16 protein-coding genes are annotated in these 17,803 nt (G+C 44.6%); 10 read left to right on the top strand and 6 right to left on the bottom strand.

The window, feature by feature from the left end; genetic code table 11:
- The first annotated feature begins 1,082 nt into the window (after positions 1-1,082).
- A complete protein-coding gene (locus QUA03_RS25060; RefSeq protein ID WP_333056488.1) occupies positions 1,083-1,280 on the top strand; it encodes a hypothetical protein in 198 nt (65 codons plus the stop codon).
- A gap of 752 nt (positions 1,281-2,032) precedes the next feature.
- The gene (locus tag QUA03_RS25055) at positions 2,033-2,233 is read left to right on the top strand and encodes a hypothetical protein (protein ID WP_041622289.1); all 201 of its coding nucleotides are present in this window, start codon (positions 2,033-2,035) and stop codon (positions 2,231-2,233) included.
- Positions 2,234-2,382: 149 nt separating this feature from the next.
- On the opposite strand, the gene QUA03_RS25050 is transcribed toward QUA03_RS25055, so the two are convergent.
- The gene (locus QUA03_RS25050) at positions 2,383-3,132 is read right to left on the bottom strand and encodes a pentapeptide repeat-containing protein (RefSeq protein ID WP_333215916.1); all 750 of its coding nucleotides are present in this window, start codon (positions 3,130-3,132) and stop codon (positions 2,383-2,385) included.
- A gap of 96 nt (positions 3,133-3,228) precedes the next feature.
- The gene (locus QUA03_RS25045) at positions 3,229-4,416 is read right to left on the bottom strand and encodes an RNA-guided endonuclease TnpB family protein (RefSeq protein ID WP_333215914.1); all 1,188 of its coding nucleotides are present in this window, start codon (positions 4,414-4,416) and stop codon (positions 3,229-3,231) included.
- A 116-nt stretch (positions 4,417-4,532) separates the two neighbouring features.
- Here QUA03_RS25045 and QUA03_RS25040 point away from each other — a divergent pair, with 116 nt between their 5' ends.
- On the top strand, positions 4,533-5,045 hold the full coding sequence (locus QUA03_RS25040; RefSeq protein WP_333215912.1) for a phosphoribosyltransferase family protein: 513 nt from the start codon (positions 4,533-4,535) through the stop codon (positions 5,043-5,045).
- Here the strand turns inward: QUA03_RS25040 and QUA03_RS25035 are convergent.
- Both QUA03_RS25035 and dxr read right to left on the bottom strand, forming a co-directional pair.
- Complete coding sequence (locus QUA03_RS25035; protein WP_333215910.1) at positions 5,042-5,734, bottom strand: Uma2 family endonuclease; 693 nt, start codon at positions 5,732-5,734, stop codon at positions 5,042-5,044. The two genes, QUA03_RS25040 and QUA03_RS25035, sit on opposite strands and share 4 nt — an antisense overlap.
- A gap of 398 nt (positions 5,735-6,132) precedes the next feature.
- Positions 6,133-7,323 (bottom strand): 1-deoxy-D-xylulose-5-phosphate reductoisomerase, encoded by a 1,191-nt coding sequence (dxr, locus tag QUA03_RS25030; RefSeq protein ID WP_333215908.1) that lies wholly within the window; start codon positions 7,321-7,323, stop codon positions 6,133-6,135.
- A 284-nt stretch (positions 7,324-7,607) separates the two neighbouring features.
- On the opposite strand from dxr, the gene QUA03_RS25025 reads away from it, so the two are divergent.
- Positions 7,608-9,191 (top strand): DUF2079 domain-containing protein, encoded by a 1,584-nt coding sequence (locus QUA03_RS25025; protein WP_333215906.1) that lies wholly within the window; start codon positions 7,608-7,610, stop codon positions 9,189-9,191.
- A gap of 9 nt (positions 9,192-9,200) precedes the next feature.
- Entirely contained in the window at positions 9,201-10,637 is a 1,437-nt protein-coding gene (locus tag QUA03_RS25020) for a DUF2079 domain-containing protein (protein WP_333215904.1), read from the top strand.
- 114 nt (positions 10,638-10,751) lie between these two features.
- Here the strand turns inward: QUA03_RS25020 and cas6 are convergent, their stop codons facing one another.
- Positions 10,752-11,876 carry a CRISPR-associated endoribonuclease Cas6 gene (gene cas6 / locus QUA03_RS25015; protein ID WP_333215902.1) on the bottom strand — a complete coding sequence of 375 codons (1,125 nt, stop codon included), beginning with the start codon at positions 11,874-11,876 and terminating at the stop codon, positions 10,752-10,754.
- 311 nt (positions 11,877-12,187) lie between these two features.
- On the opposite strand from cas6, the gene QUA03_RS25010 reads away from it, so the two are divergent.
- The 5 genes from QUA03_RS25010 to QUA03_RS24990 all read left to right on the top strand — a co-directional run bounded on the left by QUA03_RS25010 (position 12,188) and on the right by QUA03_RS24990 (position 16,016).
- Positions 12,188-12,550, top strand: coding sequence for a ferredoxin thioredoxin reductase catalytic beta subunit (locus tag QUA03_RS25010; RefSeq protein WP_333104114.1), 363 nt, complete (start codon positions 12,188-12,190; stop codon positions 12,548-12,550).
- A gap of 147 nt (positions 12,551-12,697) precedes the next feature.
- Positions 12,698-13,105 carry a DUF309 domain-containing protein gene (locus QUA03_RS25005; protein WP_333215900.1) on the top strand — a complete coding sequence of 136 codons (408 nt, stop codon included), beginning with the start codon at positions 12,698-12,700 and terminating at the stop codon, positions 13,103-13,105.
- Positions 13,106-13,396: 291 nt separating this feature from the next.
- Positions 13,397-13,867 (top strand): LptA/OstA family protein, encoded by a 471-nt coding sequence (locus QUA03_RS25000; protein ID WP_333081237.1) that lies wholly within the window; start codon positions 13,397-13,399, stop codon positions 13,865-13,867.
- A gap of 173 nt (positions 13,868-14,040) precedes the next feature.
- Positions 14,041-14,769: an LPS export ABC transporter ATP-binding protein gene (gene lptB / locus QUA03_RS24995; RefSeq protein ID WP_333215898.1), complete on the top strand. Its 729-nt coding sequence runs from the start codon at positions 14,041-14,043 to the stop codon at positions 14,767-14,769.
- An 80-nt stretch (positions 14,770-14,849) separates the two neighbouring features.
- Positions 14,850-16,016 (top strand): LptF/LptG family permease, encoded by a 1,167-nt coding sequence (locus tag QUA03_RS24990; RefSeq protein WP_333215896.1) that lies wholly within the window; start codon positions 14,850-14,852, stop codon positions 16,014-16,016.
- Positions 16,017-16,189: 173 nt separating this feature from the next.
- Here QUA03_RS24990 and QUA03_RS24985 read toward each other — a convergent pair whose 3' ends face one another.
- On the bottom strand, positions 16,190-17,557 hold the full coding sequence (locus QUA03_RS24985) for a hypothetical protein (RefSeq protein ID WP_333215894.1): 1,368 nt from the start codon (positions 17,555-17,557) through the stop codon (positions 16,190-16,192).
- Between the last annotated feature and the right edge of the window lie 246 nt (positions 17,558-17,803).

Genomic DNA, 17,803 nt, shown 5'->3' with positions numbered 1-17,803 from the left:
TTAGCAGGCATTCACTTTGTCTGAATATCATTATGTTATATTATACCACTATGCGTTTTAAATGCACAACAGCTTACTTCGGCGTGAGACCTTCGGCGAGCGGTGAGTCAATCTCGCTCAGTTGAACGATTTGAGATTTGAGATTTATTCCACAGAGGAATCGGAGAGCTTGAAGAAAAGCCTCATTTTTAGGGCAGCAGCCGACTCCTGTCGGAAACTTGTAGCCGTTTTTGGGCGAGGTAAAAAAGCAGAAGGCAGAATTTGATAGCGGTAAAAAAATACTGTTTTAGGATTCAGAATTTTTAGTGGATTCTACCTTCTCGCTGCATTTTTTTTACCATGAAACCAGATAAATTACTCGCTGCCAAGAGCGATGCAGGCAGAATAATTTAGGAAGAGATAAGCGAGTGTGTTGAATCCAGTTACTTCCACAATTTATTATAATTCTTGCTCGCATCGAGCTGTTTGTACGACAGACTTTTTGCTGGTAATTTGCAAAAGGGATAGGGGCAGAACAACAGGCCAAACCAGAGGGCCGATTATTAAGGCTATCCAAGATATCACGTCTTTTTTAGATGTCGCAGTATCATTCCAAAAACTTTTGAACCAAACAAGAAAAACGATTAAGGCAATCGAAAAGTAGCTAATCATTATCATTTTTTTACCTCCCTGTCTATAGATGGGATAGAAGTATTTATAATTATTGTATCTCAGGCCGTGGCTCGCCGATCGCAACTTTATGCCCTGAGCTGCAAGCTGCAAGTGTCTAAAAGCCAAAGTTTCACAGCTATCCAAGTCCAGAGCCTGCGATGTTGAGCTGACTTACTCCTGCTGGGCGGCGCGAGGCGCTAAAGGTCTTCTTGCGTTCAGGGCTTGTCGAGGTTTTGTCAAACCTTGAGGCTACCACCCCAATCATAGCTTATGCGATCGAGGTCTTGGGTTGGCTGTGATTTAAATCACGTATACTGGCAGACTTCGGTCACAAATCGAGCCAAGAACGATCACACAGCTTACCCGACTGCAATCACCCTACTCTTTTGTCAAATGCTCGATATTATAATAGTCGAGTTCAACGAGATTTCATGCAAGCTCTGACTTTAAAATCTGATCGGGCGATCGCTGAACTGTTCTATCAAGTCACCAATTCAGGCAATCTGACTCGCACTCAAAGCCACGGATTGCGCGAACTCTGCCAAAGCGCTCTCAGCGAAGACGCCAGAGATGCAGTCAACCGCCTGCTGCACGCCATCCGCCGCGGATGGGTCAGGATTTCCGATTAGTCTCCTCACACAAAAAGTTGAGATGAGTATTTCTACTTTCTCTCCTGTCAAGCTTTGCCAACAATAAGATTGAAGTGAGTAGGTCGCTCCATTAACCCTCTCAAAAAAAAATTGTACTGCGCTCGAAAAGCTCGACCCGGTTTCTTGAAGAAGCCGGGATTTTTGATTTTAAGCAGTTAGTCGATTTTAGATTTTAGATTTTAGATTTTAGATTTTAGATTTTAGATTTTAGATTTTAGATTTTAGATTTTAGATTTTAGATTGACTTCACATATGAATCTGGGAGCTTGAACTAAAGGTTAAAATTTGGGGCGGATGCCCGCTTTTATCGGAAAATTGTATCTGTCTTTGGGCGGGTTATTAAGTATATCCACGGAACAAAGACCACAGCAAGAAACTAGGTAAATGTAGGTAAAAGCGGGCTTATAAACAGGCTAAAAGTTTTACCTTGAATTAAGCAGAGCGATTTCGCTAGCAGTCATTAGTAATCTCTTAATAGATAAATATTAATGTATTTGTCACCGTTTCTTAACCAAAAGTAGAGACGTGGGGGTTGCCAGAAGCAAGGAATCGGGACAGGGTTTATGTTTCAAGTAGCAGGGCGATCGAGGAAATATCAGGTCCCCAAGTTCTGCTGACACAAATCACTCATCAAGAGCCAATCGATCACATTTACTCCCGTAGTTGAATCACATAAATTTTGGAAAAATTAGTTAATACTGTCAAAAGTGAGTTCAAAGAAAAAACACATGATGAAAACCCAAACGCTGTTACCTCAATTTACTATTGCAGAGCTAGTCTTTCAGGTATATCACTCCGGTCTGCTGACTCCTACTCACCGACAACAGCTCAAGACAGCGCTGTTAAATGACTGTCTTACCGAAGAAGATCAAACAGCCATCAACCGCTTGCTCCACGCAGTTCGCCGGGGCTGGCTGAAGGTTGTAGATTAAACTCGGTTCTAATTTTTTTGCCACTACTCTTTAAATGCACTGTCACTTGAAGGCAGAATTAAATCCCCTTAAAAAAATCAGGCATTAGCCTAAATGTAGGGTGCCGCCACAGGCACCCTGCGGTTTTAACTTCTATTTTCTCAGCTTATTTAGTCACAGATTGTGCCGTCAGGCATCATGGCCTCTCTCAGATTCGCTTCATTCAAATTTGTCCCGCGCAAAGAAGCTTGATGCAAGTTTGCTCCCCGGAGATTTGCTCCCTTAAGGGAAACTCCGCTCAAATCTGCTTGATGGAGATTTGCACAGCTCAAGTTAGCTCCGCTCAAATCGGCTCCCTTCAAATCAGCTTTTTCCAGATTTGCTTCCGTCAAATTAGCCCAACTCAGATTTGCTTGAGTTAGGTTAGCACGGCTGAGGTCAGCTTGTGTTAAGTTCGCATCCGTTAAATTTGCTTTGCTCAGGTTGATTCCGCAAAGCTTTACTTCTGTCAAGTTTGCACCTTGCAAGTTAGCGTTAACTGCATAAACTTGAATTAAAATTGCCCCCTGAAGGTTTGCATCTCTCATGTCTGCACCCCTGAGACTCGCCCCCGTTAAATCGGCCCCGCTGAAGACGACACTCCGCAAGATGGCTCCGCTCAAGTTCGCTCCCACCGCCTCGCATTCGCCAAAATTAGCGGACATGAGGTTGCCTTGGGAGAGGTTGGCTTGACTGATATCTGCTTGATACAGATTAGCTCTGTAGAGGGTGAGACCGATCGAATTTGCACCTTTTAAATTAGCGTGACTCAGGTCAATATCGCGCAAATTTGTCCTTGACATATGGACACCGCTCAGGTCTACTTTGTGAAAAACCCGTTCTCCGGCTGTATACCGTCTGAGAAGTTCATCTGCATCCATGTCATTTTCCCCAAAATAATTAATAATACCTTTGATATTTCAATAATATTAGGATTGACATCCACCCAGGCGTAAACGCACGGGGATTCCCAAACCTCACGATTCAGGTTTCTGCTTCTGTCCCTTACGGGGTTTCGCACCAGCCTTAACAGATTTACTCTGTTCAGGTCTTACAGTCGCTCCACAGACTGACACGGCAAGCCCTGCCGCCAAAATATTTTTTGCCGCATTAATATCTCGGTCATGGTGAGTGTGGCAATTAGGACAATCCCATTCCCGGATATTCAACGGCATCTTGTTAACGGTGTGTCCGCAATTACCACACCGTTTTGAACTCGGAAACCATCGGTTAATCTTAATTAAAGTACGACCGTACCAATCGCACTTGTATTCTAGTTGTCTGACTAATTCCCCCCAACTTGCATCACTTATAGAAGCGGCTAGTTTCCGGTTTTTAACCATATTCTTCACAGCTAAGTCTTCTACGGCGATGGTTTGGTTTTCGCGCACCAACCGCGTTGTTAACTTGTGAAGATTATCTTTCCTTGCATCAGTAATTTCTTGATGCACTTTCGCTACTTTGAGTCGTGCTTTATGACGGTTGTTTGACCCTTTTTGTTTGCGACTTAAAGATTTTTGCGCTTTTCTAAGATTGCGATACTTTGCCTTGAGTCCTTTGGGATTGGCAATCTTTTCGCCAGTGCTTAGAGTGAGCCAGCTTTTAACTCCCAGGTCGATACCGACTTGATTATCTGTTCTGGGTAATGCTTCAATTTCAACCTCTACCAGCAGAGAAACTGACCACCTACCTGATGGTGCCAGCTTTACGCTTAAGCTTGATGGTGTTGCACCATCAGGTAGTGTCCGGCTCCAGCGAATTGGTAAAGCTTGTGTGCTTTTTGCTAGGTAGACTTGTCCATCTCTGAACTTGAATGCTGACTTGGTAAATTCTGCACTACCACCGTTGCGTTTCTTTTTGAAGTTAGGATATTGTGCCCGCCCATCAAAAAAGTTGGTATAAGCCGTTTGTAAATGTCTCAAGCATTGCTGCAGTGGCACGCAGCTCACTTTGTTCAGAAAATCTAGTTCTTCAGTTTTCTTCCATTCGGTTAACATGGAAGAAGTCTCAGCATAGCCTACCCGTTTGTGTTCTGCGTACCAAGCTTCCGTTCTTGTGGCTAAAGCACGGTTGTAGACCAAACGAACACAACCCAAAGTACGTCGCAACAAACTTTCTTGTTCCGGCGTTGGGTAGAATCGATAGCTGAAGGCTTTTAATGTCATGCTGACCTTAAGTACGCTATTTCACATACTAGCACGTCTTGTGTGAAATGGTATATATTAACAAAAATTCATGTAAAGCCGTCCTATAAGGACGGGGTTTCAGACCCATTTTTTTGATGAGCGACCTTTACGTTTCTTGGCCTGAGTACCATCGGAAAATTGAGGATTTGGCTGTAAAAATTGAGGAATCTCAATGGAAATTCGATCGAATTGTCTGTCTGGCGAGGGGAGGGCTGCGGGTTGGGGATACTCTGTCGCGGATTTTCGGCAAACCTCTGGCCATTTTAGCTGCCTCGTCCTATGGTGGGGCCGAGGGAAATGTCCGGGGTGCGATCGAGTTTGCCCGCGATTTGACAATGGTGGGCGATAATTTGGGCAGCCGCATTCTCCTGGTTGACGATTTGGTGGATTCGGGAATTAGTTTGCACCAAGGTATCGCTTGGCTGAAGAACCGCTACGGGGAAGATATTCAGGAAATTCGGACTGCTGTGCTTTGGTACAAGGCTTGTTCTGTTGCCAAGCCGGATTATTATGTAGATTATTTGGCTGACAATCCTTGGATTCACCAACCTTTTGAAATGTACGAAAAGATGAGTGCGGCTGATTTGGCTGCGAAAGTGGGGAGTTAGTAAAACCCGCTCTCAACGGAGTCTTTGATTTGTAGTTGTTCTTTAGCCCAAGCTCGAAATGCTCTGATTGTCGGGCTTCTGCCTTGGGTGTTGGCGCGATCGACATATTCGGGAATTACATTAATAATGGGAAATTCGGGGAAATTTTGGCTGGTATCGGACTCAGTATATTTTCCCTCTTGAAGCAGATAAATTTTAAGGGTTCGCCCGTCATATCTCCAAAGTTCCGGCACTTTCAAAGCTTGATAGCTGTTTAAAGCGGTTTGTGAGGAGTTGTCAATCTCGATCGCTAAATCCGGAGGCGGGTCTACTGTTAAATCTATTCGATCCTTGCCTCTGACAGCAGCTTGGTTCTGAATGTAGAAACAATCGTCAGGTTCTACACCGCTCTGCATATCTTGGCTTTTGAAAGTAGTGGAACCTAAAACTTCACAATCAATATTAAGTTCTTCCAGCATTAACTTAACGAAGTCGCCAATCAATGACTTAGCTTTTTCATGTTTGGGTAGTGGCATTCTGATTTCCAATGTTTCTTTGTAATAAGTAAGTCGAATGGCGTAACCTTCTCCTAACTCGTCTAGGATAGACGAGTACATTTCCCAGCTAACGTTTTGTAACTGCACTTTATTGCCGGGGGGGACAATTAATTGATTCAGTTCAAATACTGTTGATTTAGTTTCAGTTTGCATCGGTTGCTTCTAGGAATGGGACTCATAGCTCTATTTTATCAAGGGATTGAAGAATGAGATGGCAAAACTTTGATTTGGCTTTAGCTGATATCTTGCACTTTTTGGTATAGTCCGCCAGGGGTTAAAAACCCCTGTCTCATAGAAGACAGTCCTCTGAAAGAGGACTAGATATTTATCAAGGTTGGGCAGTCGGTTTCAACTGAGATGTTGTAGCATTGTCAGCAGCAGGCAAGATGCTTGTTCCACAAGAAATTCATTCTTTGTGGAACGGTCATCTTGCCCGTTCATAAAAGCCTTATTGAAAATGGTGCAATATCTCAATTTCAACCGACTTTAGCTATGAGACGGGGAATTAATTCCCGGCGAGCTTGTGGGTAAGTGCAAGTCGGCTGATACAATTAGCGAACCGAAAGAATACGATCGCCCAATTCCATACTATCTGCCAAAACTTCCTGCCGCGCCCACCTATCCGCCGCCAAAATATCCTCTAAGCCAGGACTTTCACAGTTATCGGCTTGATGTTTGTCGCACACCTTCTCAATCAACTTCGGAATATCCAAAAACTGAATCTTCTCCTGCAAAAATAGCGCTACCGCCTGTTCATTTGCCGCATTCAGCACCGCAGGCATCGAACCGCCCGCACGTCCCGCCGCATAAGCCAACTGCATACAAGGATACTTTTCGTGGTCGGGTTCTCGGAAAGTTAAATCCCCAGCTTTTACCAAATCCAGCCGTTCCCAATCTGTATGAATTCGTTCCGGCCAAGACAAAGCGTAAAGCAGCGGCAAACGCATATCTGGCCACCCCAATTGCGCCAAAACCGAGGTATCTTGCAGCTCAATTAACGAGTGAATTATGCTCTGAGGATGGATGACAATATCAATGTCGTCATAATCCATCCCGAACAAGTAATGAGCCTCAATTACTTCTAATCCTTTATTCATCAAAGTAGCAGAATCGATCGTGATTTTCTGCCCCATCGACCAATTCGGATGTTTCAAAGCATCGGCTACTGTTACTTCTGCTAATTTGTCGATCGGCAAATCTCGAAAAGAACCGCCCGAAGCAGTGAGAATAATTCGTCGCAGCCCGCCAACCATAACACCTTGGAGGCACTGAAAAATTGCCGAATGTTCCGAGTCAGCAGGTAATATTTTAACGCCGTATTTTTCGATTAAGGGGTTGACAACGGGGCCCCCTGCGATTAATGTTTCTTTATTGGCTAAGGCGATATCTTTGCCTGCTTTGATAGCCGCAATTGTTGGCAGCAAACCGGCACAGCCAACTATGCCGGTGACGACGGCTTGAGCGTCGCCGTATTGGGCAACTTCGACAACGCCTGACTCGCCCGCAAGTAAAATAGGTTGAGGGTCGAGATCTGCGATCGCATCCTTCAATTCCTGTAATTTATCTTCGTCGCAAACCGCGACAATTTCCGGTCTAAACTGGCGAATTTGCTGGGCCAGCAAGGTTACATTTCGTCCGGCGGTTAACCCGACAATCCGAAATTGATCGGGGTATTGAGCTACAATATCCAGAGTCTGAGTGCCGATCGAGCCTGTGGAACCGAGAAGAGTTATTGCTTTCACAATTTTTTAATGTTTTGTGGATTATTCTAATATTACGATTGCGGGGATAAAAATTAGTGGTTAACTATTGCGTGGAAAGCACATTCGATGGAATCATATTTTGAGTGACCGAAAGCATCCAGGATACAAGCCCCCGGACTCATTCCGAAAGCAGACTCAGGACCCAGAAATAAAAAACCTGTATCCGATAAAGGAGCCCCCGAATTTATCCGTGGGGTCAATGCTTCAATCTAAAATCTAAAATCTAAAATCTAAAATCGATTGACCACCTAGTGCCAGATTTCATGCAGAATAGGGAAAATGTTGCTGATGACCGTGAGGACATCAGTGTCTCGATCGCCGAAAATAGAGACGAAGGTCGATCGCAGCTACCGTCGAGTTTGGTTTGGGCGATCGCGACTGCTGCGGCAATTTTCTTTTTGTGTAGCAGTTTACGCCACGCTTTATTCCAATCAACTGCTTTCGATTTGGGAATTTTTGACCAAGCAATTTACTTAATCAGCCAAAACCAAACGCCTTTTTCTTCTTTAATGGGGATTCATATTTTGGGCGATCACGCAGCGGTAATCTATTATCCGCTAGCTTTGCTGTACAAAATTTACCCAGATGTGCATTGGCTGCTGTTGGTACAAGCAGTTGCATTATCCCTAGGCGCTTGGCCTAGCTGGAGTTTAGCGCGTTTCGCAGGTTTAAATCAAGAACAATCCCGTGCGATCGCATTGATTTATTTGCTCTATCCGGTGGTATTTAACATCAATTTATTTGATTTTCACCCGGAAGTAATCGCTTTACCCGCACTTTTGGCAGCAATTTTGGCGGCGCGTTTAAATAAAATTGTGTGGTTTTGTACCGCGATTCTGTTAGTTCTCAGTTGCAAAGCGGTTTTGTCCCTAACCGTTGTTGCTATTGGCTTCTGGCTGTTTTTTTGCGAAAAAAAGCAACGGTACGGGGCGATCGCACTTTTGCTAGGTGCAGCTTGGTTTTTGATAGCTACCCAGAAAATCATCCCCTTCTTTAGCGGCAGCGAAGTCGCTGGAGTCGGGCGCTACGGCTATTTAGGGAAATCTGTACTAGAAATTATCATCAATCTCATATTAAAACCACAGTTAGTATTAGGAAAAATCCTTTCCTTCGATACATTCAAATATTTATTTCTCCTCACCTTACCTGTGATTTGGCTGCTATTGCCATTTTCAGGGAAACTACGCCTACAATATTTAACAGCGCTAATTCCTGCCATCCCTACCCTGCTGATCAATATCCTCTCTGACTTGTCATTTCAACGCAGCTTGGCCTATCAGTATTCAGTGCCTATAATTCCATTTTTATTTTTAGCAGTAATCGCGAAGGAAGAAACAAGGAATAGGGAAGAAATAAAAGGCAACCAGGAAGAGGATAAAGCAAATAAGCAACATTTTTTAACATGGGTCAATCTGCCACCAATTAAAAACTTCCGAATTTCTCAACTTTGGCGGGGAATTCAATTGCCGAGAATCATGATAATTTGGTCATTACTAATTTTCCTAGGTGTGGGCGAATATAAAGATTTTTATCTGTACCTAAATAGACTAGATACCTGGCAAGCTACACGCGAAGCAGCCACACAAGTTCAATCCCAAAGCAGCATTTTAACCGATAATAGACTTGCCCCTCACTTCGCCCACCGCCCAATAGTAAAATTGCTGTCACAAATTTCGCCCCAAACAAATTTAGCTGAATTTCAATACATATTATTAAACCTGCGCCATCCCTGGCCTGATACTGAAAAACTTGGTGCTACTTTAGCAAATAAACTTAAAACTTCTCCCGATTTTAAATTAAATTATCAAAAAAACGAAGTCCTGCTATTTAAACGAAGGGCTGATTAAACCAATAAAATGCTAACTTTAAAATCCCTAAAATCTCACCCAGTATTTTTAATGATTGTCGTGACGACGATAGTCTTATTTACCGCCAGCAGCGCGCGGCACGCTTTGTTTCAGTCAACTGCATTCGACTTAGCAATTTTTGACCAAGCAATTTATTTAATAGCCCAAAATCAAACGCCATTTTCCTCTTTAATGGCAATAAATATTTGGGGGGATCACGCCGCTTTTATTTTCTATCCACTAGCTTTACTGTACAAAATATATCCAGATGTTCACTGGCTTTTTTTAGTGCAAGCTGTTTCCCTAGCTTTAGGCGCTTGGCCGAGTTGGAGTTTGGCACGTCAAGCGGGATTAAACGAAGGGAAAGCAATTGCAATTTCAGCCGTATATCTGCTTTATCCCGCAGTATTTAATGTCAACCTCTTCGACTTCCACCCAGAAGTCATTGCTTTACCAGCACTGCTAGGAGCAATCTTAGCCGCGAGGCTGAATAAAACCTTGTGGTTTTGTGCTGCTATTGTATTAGTTTTGAGCTGCAAAGCCGTGCTATCTTTAACTGTGGCTGCGATGGGTTTTTGGCTGTTTTGTTTTGACAAAAAACGCAATTGTGGGCTCATAGCTCTCTTTCTAGGGGCGGGTTGGTTTCTGGTAGTTACTCAGGCAGTTATACCGTATTTTAATCAGGGAAGAGAACACGCGGGAATCGGGCGATATCAATATTTGGGAAACTCGGTTTTGGAAATTGCTATTAATTTAATAGTCAAGCCCAATCTAGTTTTAGGGCGTTTGTTTTCTTTAGATACTTTTGGATATTTAGCGTTATTGGTATTACCTGTAATTTGGTGGTTGTCCCCGCGTCATCTGTCATCTTTAATTAGTGCTGTGCCGATGTTGGCGATGAATATTCTTTCCGATATCCCCGCTCAGCGCGATTTAATTCATCAATATTCTGTGCCGATATTGCCGTTTTTTTTGGTTGGCGTAATTTCCAGTTTAGCAGCTAGCAATCAGCAAAAGGGAAAAACAATATTTGATAGATTGCCACTTGCTAATTATCCATTGCCTAGAGTCATTGTAATTTGGTCGTTGATTGCTTTCTTAGCTTTAGCGAAATACGGCTATTTTTGGAGTATTTATTTAAATGGGCTCGACACTTTGCCAGCTACGAGAGAAGCAATTTCTCTTGTTGAAACCAAAGGCAGTGTTTTAACAACTGCTCAGATTGCTCCGCACTTAGCGCACCGCCCTGTAGTCAAATTAACTCTGGCTAACGCACCGCCGGCAAATCTCGCAGAATTTGATTATGTATTGCTGAATTTGCGCTACCCTGGCTGGATGAGCGATAAAGCTTTTGTGGAAAACCTCATAACTAAACTAAAAAACACCCCTCAATTTCAACTAAAATATCAGCGAGACGACATATATCTATTTACTAAGAGTCCTTAGTCAGCAGTCATTAGTCATTAGTCAGTAGTCAGTAGTCATCACTCATCATTCAACAGTCATTCCCAATGCCCAATGCCCAATGCCCAATGCCCAATGCCCAATGCCCTCTACCCTCTACTCCTCCACTTTCAAAGCCCTTCTTGCCAACTTCACGTAAGTTTTCACAGTTTCATAAGGCATTTCTAAATCAGCAGCAATATCAAACAAAGATTCCCCCAATTCCCGGCGCGCCAAAATCGTCGCCCAAGTTTCCGCAATCTCAGCAGCGCGACTTCCACCTTTACGCTTTCTCAGTGCCATAAACTTCTTGGTCAATTCCTCTATTCGTGCCCCCAAGACGCTTTGTATTGACACTTCAGGTAGCGCTTCTGTCAACCATTGTGCTCGCGTTTGTCCCAATCCAAAAGTTGTTTTGTGGCCCGTGCCGCAATAAGGCGCTAACCGCCCCAAAGCATAAAATAATTGTACAAAATCAGGGCGATTGTGAGCCGATCGCCCTAGCCCAAATTCCACAGCCCCAGTGAATCCCGTTACCATGCCTTTTTTGCCCGCTGCTACCTTTTGCGACTCCAATTTGTGGCGGCTAATAATTGCATTTTCCTCAATCCAACTCAAAAATTCTGCTTGGTCAAAATTTACCCCAGAAAAGTTATTCCAGCGACGCAAATAGCTGTGAAAAACATTTTCGGGAACTGGCAAAGGGAAGTGATAGCCTTTGCTACGAAAGCTTGTAGGAGTCACGAAACTAAGTTTGATGGTTGGCGAAAATGGAGTTTCTGCTGTTAATAATTGCTCGTAAGTGGTGGGTGTAGAAACAATATCCCAAGAGCGAATTAGCAGCGGAGCATTTCGCAAATCTATCTCTTGAGGCAAATTTTGTAGCCACTGACTCAGCCACTGCACTACTGGCTTGGAAAGTCCTGTTACGTACCAGCGATAAATTCGATCGCCCAAAAGCTGAAATTCTTTGCCACCGGGGAGCAAATCACCTTCCAATCCCGAAATAGTAAAGGCTTTTTCTGACTGTTCATCGTGCAAAAGTTTCGATAAATTCGGGTCAGTTTGCTGTACTTGACCTAAAAACCAAGCGTGCAAACCTATAGCATACTGCGCGTACAGATAGCTAGCAGCGCGGGGGGTCAACTCTAACACTAATCCGACTAACTCGGTGTTATCCGGCCAAATCAGCCCAGAAGGAGGAGATTTTTTGCTGTGGGTGCGGTTCGGGGAAGTTGCCATCAGATGCCATGCCTATAGCCGTCACAGAAAGAGCGCCGTGCTATCTTATCCGATTTTAATCCCCTTTGGGGGATGATAGTTGAGGGCGATCGATCGCCCAAATCTTTTGGCTGCTCCAAAAACCTGGTCTGCAGCCAGTTTCGCGCACCCTCCGGGATAGAGAAAAACCACTAAAAAACCAACAACCTAAAACTCAATCTTTGTCAAGGTTTTTCTCCTTGTAAGTAAACAGAAATATACAAGTGTTTAAAATCACATTCTGCGCTACAATTGTCAAAAGCTCGTAGCATCCTCAACTCCGATCCTAAACTATGAACACAACAGAAAAATCTAAACTCTCCAACGAAAAAACTTTGGAGGCGATGAAGAATTTCTCCGAAACCTATGCCAAGCGCACGGGAACTTTCTTTTGTTCTGAACCTTCCGTCACTGCTGTCGTGATAGAAGGACTAGCAAAACACAAGGATGAACTAGGCGCTCCCTTATGCCCTTGTCGCCATTACGAAGATAAAGAAGCCGAAGTAAAAGCCGCCTACTGGAACTGTCCCTGCATTCCCATGCGCGAGCGCAAAGAGTGTCACTGTATGTTATTCCTGACGCCAGATAACGATTTCGCTGGAACTAATCAGGAAATAGGAATGGATCAGATTCAAGCTGTCAGAGATACTATGTAATCGGTTAAGTAGGCGGTCGTGAAATGGCAGTAGTTTTGAAAATAATTCGGAAATTTTCCTATTTTTAAGACTTAGCTATTAAAAAACAATCGATCGCCGCCTACTCAAACATATATCCGCTATCGAAAATCCCCAATCTCCAATCGAATGACAGAGGAAATCCCGATCGAGTTTTGGCAAGGTATTGAACAGTTTAACAGCCAAGAATTTTACGCTTGTCACGATACTTTAGAGGCTTTGTGGATGGAAGCCTGCGAGCCGGAAAAAAGGTTTTATCAGGGAATATTGCAAATTGCGGTCGCGCTTTATCACTTAGGAAATCAAAACTGGCGCGGTGCAGTCATATTGCTGGGAGAAGGAATAAATCGGCTCAGTTATTATCAGCCTAGTTATGCTGGAATTGCTGTTGAAGACTTGCTCGGACAAAGTGCTAAACTTTTGAGCGCTTTGCAACAAGCTGGTCCGGAAGAAGTAGCTAAATTTCAACCGTTGTTCGCAGGTACAGAAGTTGCAGGCTTGCAATTGCCGCTAATTATCAAAGTACCAAAAAGTTAAATAAATGTTTGTATTAGGGTGCAGTATACTTAGCCTCTACACAGAGGAGGGCTGGCTGCCCAAGCAGATTAATTGACTGTGGAACGAGTATCTTGCCGGTTTCTGGGTAAGAGAGTTGCAGCCACTCAGCAAAATAGCCAATTAAATTCGCTGTTGTCTTGCTAGGATAATTGGTTGAGACTATCGGGTCAATCGATCGACCTCACGGGAATCTTTCTGGCCGTTAAGATAAAATATCTAACTGGATATAATGCCCTTCAGTAATTTCACAAATATTGAGGCTCCAAGCTTATGATGCCCTCCGCTAAACTGCTCAATTCCCGCATATTCAAAGGATTATCGCTGCTGTTGCCCCTGACTCTGGCAGGCGCGATCGCCTCTCCCACCTACCCGCAAGCCGGGCCGCCCCGCACTCTCAGCGTGCGATCGGACATTCAAGAAGCCGACTCCAAAACCGGCATCGTGACAGCCCGCGGCAACGTCCAAATCAACTATCCAGCCCGCCAAATACAAGCAACCGCAGCTCAAGCTCAATACTTCAGCCGCGAGCGCCGGATCATTCTCAGCGGAGATGTTTACGTATTGCAGCAGGGCAACAGCCTGCGCGGCGAAACCATAACATACCTGATCGACGAAGGGCGGTTTATTGCCCTGCCAGACAACCCAGGACAGGTAGAATCTGTTTATCTGGTTGCCCCGGAACAAGATGCGGCAGCCCAAAATACAGTTGGCTCCCCACGTCCAACTACAGCCCCCCGGTAACAGTGGCTTGCAGCAGCGAAATTTCGCCTCAGCCAAAACATACTACTTGGGATAGATGCGAAATTTCGTCTTTATAAAACTCACAAACTTGAAAAGGTAAAATTTAAATTAGAGACTCGATCGCACAAAGCAGCAGTCTGAAATTTAGCTTGTAGAGCTTGCCGGGAGCGAAAATGAAAATTGTACTCGAAAATATTCACAAATCCTACGGAAAACGCAATGTAGTTAGTCGCGTCAACCTGTCGGTAGCCCAAGGAGAAATCGTAGGACTGCTAGGCCCCAACGGTGCCGGCAAAACCACAACATTTTACATAGCAACCGGATTAGAAAAACCAAATCAAGGCACCGTTTGGCTAAACGATTTAGACATCACTAAATTGGCGATGCACCAGCGAGCACATTTGGGAATTGGCTATCTCGCTCAAGAAGCAAGCATTTTTCGCAACATGAGCGTGCGCGACAACATTTTGTTAGTCCTAGAACAAACCCAAGTGCCGCGGTGGGAATGGAAAGATAGAGTCGATTGCCTATTGCAAGAATTTCGCTTAGAAAAAATAGCATCCAGTTTGGGAATTCAAATATCGGGGGGAGAAAGGCGGCGGACTGAACTAGCGAGAGCCTTAGCTGCTGGGCGAGACGGCCCGATGTTTCTATTTTTAGACGAACCGTTTGCAGGTGTCGATCCGATCGCCGTAGACGAAATTCAAACCATTATTGCTAAACTGCGCGATCGTAAAATCGGCATCCTCATCACCGATCACAACGTCCGAGAAACCCTCGAAATTACCGATCGAGCCTACATCATGCGAGACGGCCAAATTTTAGCCTCCGGGGCTGAAGAAGAACTCTACAGCAATCCTTTAGTGCGTCAGTATTACTTAGGCGACAACTTCGTGCGATAGTCTTTTGAAGGCATTCCCCATGGCCATAATTTTAGATTTGAGATGTTAGATTGAGGAGCAAACTGCAAAAAGCCCAAACTATGAAAATAGCAATATCCAATTCTTTGAATCCCATCAACTGGCTGCCGAGAATTTCAGTAATGGACTGGTACATTACCAAAGAACTAATCGGGCCATTTCTCTTTGGCGTCGGACTCTTTACATCCGTCGCCGTCACAGTTGGAGCTTTATTTGAATTAGTCCGCAGAGTAGCAGAATCCGGCCTCCCCTACAGCGCAGCCATAGAAATTTTTCTCCTGCAAATTCCCTACTTCGTAGTATTGGCTTTCCCCATGTCAATGCTGCTAGCAACCTTAATGGCCTACAGCCGAATGTCCAGCGACAGCGAACTTATCGCCCTTCGCAGTTGCGGAGTTAGCGTTTACCGATTAATACTGCCTGCTGTGATCATGAGTTTAATTGTTGCAGGCTTAACTTTTGGTTTGCAAGAGTTAGTTGTACCCGCCGCCAGCTACAGAGCAACTCTGACTTTAGACAGAGCCCTCAAGCGAGAAAAACCGACATTTCAAGATAGAAATATTATCTACACAGAATTTCGCAAACCAGAAAAAGGCGGCGACGAAATCCTGGCCCGCTTTTTTTATGCAGAACAATTTGACGGCCAGCAAATGAAAGGTTTAACAATTATCGATCGCTCCACCCCAGGCCTCAATCAAATCGTTTCTTCAGAATCAGCTACTTGGAATCCCTCAGAAAATACCTGGGATTTTTTCAACGGAACCGCTTATATAGTAGCTCCTGATGGCTCTTACCGCAATATAGTTAGGTTTCAACACCAGCAGTTGCAACTGCCCCGCACACCCTTAGATTTAGCGGCCAGAGCGCGGGATTTCAAGGAAATGAACATTGCCCAAGCCTTAGAGCGTTTGGATATCCTTAAAAACAGTGGCGACGAACCGCAAATTCGCAAATTAAAGGTGCGAATTCAAGAAAAATATGCTTTTCCTTTCGTGTGCATGGTATTTGGTTTAGTGGGAGCAGCTTTGGGAACTCAACCGCGTCGCTCCGGTCGAGGAACGAGTTTTGGTATTAGCGTAGTTGTGATTTTTACTTACTACGTATTTTCTTTCATCACCAGTTCTATGGGTGTGAAAGCTGTTTTGACTCCGATTCTTTCGGCTTGGTTGCCTATCGTGTTTGGCTTGGGAATCGGGGGATTGTTGTTGGTGCGGGCTGCCGCTCGGTAAGTTTTACCGCTAACATTGGGAAATGGGTAATTCGGAACTTTTACTGCAATTCGACTGCCTTCGGCTCCCTTCCCTTCGACTACGCTGAGGAAAAACGAATTCGAGGGGCAGGAACAGCGTAGCCTAAGTATTGGGAATTGATAATATATTTTTCGTGGCAGAACTTCCTTCTTTTAAGGATTAGAAAAAGTATTGATTTCGCCACCACCAATGTAGCGTCCCGGAGCCAGGGAGCGGGGTGTAGAAAAAGTTTGAGGTTGAATGGGCTGCACGCCCTGATTTGCGTTTTGGGGAACAAATCCAAAGTTAGGCTGCTGCGGCAAATTAAGCTGACTCGGTGGAGGTGTTTGAAATTGAGAATTCGCTGAATTGGGAGAGAATTGAGGGCTAATTATCTTACTTCCCCCAATCACATTCGGAAAGGGAGATTGAGCGGCATTTGGAAGTAGAGGTGTTGGCGAAGGTATGGCTACTGGAAGTGCCACAGGTTGAAATTCAGGTGCGAAGCCTGAGCCAGATAAATTAGTTTGGTAGGGATTTTTCGGCAAAGCCACCGTTGCAGCCCCTGCATTAATTTCGGGAAGGCTCGGTACTCGGGAAGTTAACCCCGCTAATGATTCAGGGACTGTCGCTGTCGGTTTTAAGAATTCTTGAGATTCCTTGCTCACAGTATTTGTCGGAGCCACAAGTGGGAGAAGTGCTGTGGGAACATTCACTGGATTGGCTCCACTTTGAGCTGTAGCTGTCGTTGGGAGCAAATTTGTGGCATTTCCTGCCGCCGGATCGGAAGCTGGTCGATCGAGCAATTTAGCCGAGTCTGCTGTTTTTTCAGCCGAAGCCGCCGTTGGCGAAGTGTTAGCAACGACGTATTTTTTCATAGCTGCTTGCAGCGGACTCAAAGGCAGAGAATTTTCGTTTTGTTTATCTGAATTAGCATCACTCGACGCCTGCGATAAAGTTGCTGTCGCTGTACCCCCAGACTCAGGCTTGATCGTTTTTATCCCGGAAGTCAGTCTCCCACTGCCAGATAAACTCAACGCTGATGTTGCGTTTGAACTTGGCAAGGTGGAATTTTGGGGGTTATTGTTTCCGGCCTCGACAGCAGAATTGGCTAAATTTGACAAGGAGAAAAATCCGCTGCTTCCTACCCGCTTGGGGGCTAAAGATGGCTGAGGAGTTTCTAAGTCCCGATCTCGAAGTTCCTCGAATAAACCTTTGCTTTTTACTACTGATGAATTTAACAAGTTCAGTTCAGAAGCAGTAGAGCCATTAAACTGATTGACTAGCACTGGTGAGCTGTCGATTTCAGCCGCAATGGCGGTATCTTCAGCAGATAGTCCCGATAGCGAAGCTGGAGTGTTTGAGGCTGGTTCTTCTTCGCCATCTATACTCAACCTTTCTGGATTTACAGAGACCTCCCAGATAAATAACCCCCCCGCACACAGCACGGCTAAGGGAGCCCAAACGGCGGGTTGCGTCCAGTGGCGCAACCGCGCTATTAGATAGCGGACAGATGTAGGAAATCGCTTAAAAATTGACATAGTTTTGCTTCCTTCCGAGCGTGCGGATTTAAAACTATTTTTCCTAGTCTACCACATCAATCTTGATTATTTTTGCTATGCGGGGGTAAGTGCGATCGGGCTCATCTCGGTTTGGCTTTTACTGTCGGTGTGCGATCGTCCGGCTCGCTATAGCGCGTCGCGTGAGAACCCCGGTCTTTTAAGCCGGGGATGAAACGCAGTTGTAGCCTTCAGGCTACGAGTGTTCCATATTATTTATTCCGCTGT

It is taken from the genome of Microcoleus sp. S36b_A4, assembly GCF_036700645.1.
Classification (GTDB): Bacteria; Cyanobacteriota; Cyanobacteriia; order Cyanobacteriales; family Microcoleaceae; genus Microcoleus.
Note: the sequence above shows the minus strand (reverse complement) of the source record. Positions and strands in the feature narration are given on the sequence as shown.

Excerpts from the sequence above, each read along its gene's own strand:
- QUA03_RS25010 (WP_333104114.1), top strand. The coding sequence starts at position 12,188 with ATGAACACAACAGAAAAATCTAAACTCTCCAACGAAAAAACTTTGGAG.
- QUA03_RS25000 (WP_333081237.1), top strand. The coding sequence starts at position 13,397 with ATGATGCCCTCCGCTAAACTGCTCAATTCCCGCATATTCAAAGGATTA.
- QUA03_RS25025 (WP_333215906.1), top strand. The coding sequence starts at position 7,608 with ATGCAGAATAGGGAAAATGTTGCTGATGACCGTGAGGACATCAGTGTC.
- QUA03_RS25045 (WP_333215914.1), bottom strand. The coding sequence starts at position 4,416 with ATGACATTAAAAGCCTTCAGCTATCGATTCTACCCAACGCCGGAACAA.
- cas6 (WP_333215902.1), bottom strand. The coding sequence starts at position 11,876 with ATGGCAACTTCCCCGAACCGCACCCACAGCAAAAAATCTCCTCCTTCT.
- QUA03_RS25005 (WP_333215900.1), top strand. The coding sequence starts at position 12,698 with ATGACAGAGGAAATCCCGATCGAGTTTTGGCAAGGTATTGAACAGTTT.
- QUA03_RS24985 (WP_333215894.1), bottom strand. The coding sequence starts at position 17,557 with ATGTCAATTTTTAAGCGATTTCCTACATCTGTCCGCTATCTAATAGCG.
- QUA03_RS25060 (WP_333056488.1), top strand. The coding sequence starts at position 1,083 with ATGCAAGCTCTGACTTTAAAATCTGATCGGGCGATCGCTGAACTGTTC.
- QUA03_RS25050 (WP_333215916.1), bottom strand. The coding sequence starts at position 3,132 with ATGGATGCAGATGAACTTCTCAGACGGTATACAGCCGGAGAACGGGTT.
- QUA03_RS25055 (WP_041622289.1), top strand. The coding sequence starts at position 2,033 with ATGAAAACCCAAACGCTGTTACCTCAATTTACTATTGCAGAGCTAGTC.
- QUA03_RS24990 (WP_333215896.1), top strand. The coding sequence starts at position 14,850 with ATGAAAATAGCAATATCCAATTCTTTGAATCCCATCAACTGGCTGCCG.
- QUA03_RS25020 (WP_333215904.1), top strand. The coding sequence starts at position 9,201 with ATGCTAACTTTAAAATCCCTAAAATCTCACCCAGTATTTTTAATGATT.
- QUA03_RS25035 (WP_333215910.1), bottom strand. The coding sequence starts at position 5,734 with ATGCAAACTGAAACTAAATCAACAGTATTTGAACTGAATCAATTAATT.
- lptB (WP_333215898.1), top strand. The coding sequence starts at position 14,041 with ATGAAAATTGTACTCGAAAATATTCACAAATCCTACGGAAAACGCAAT.
- QUA03_RS25040 (WP_333215912.1), top strand. The coding sequence starts at position 4,533 with ATGAGCGACCTTTACGTTTCTTGGCCTGAGTACCATCGGAAAATTGAG.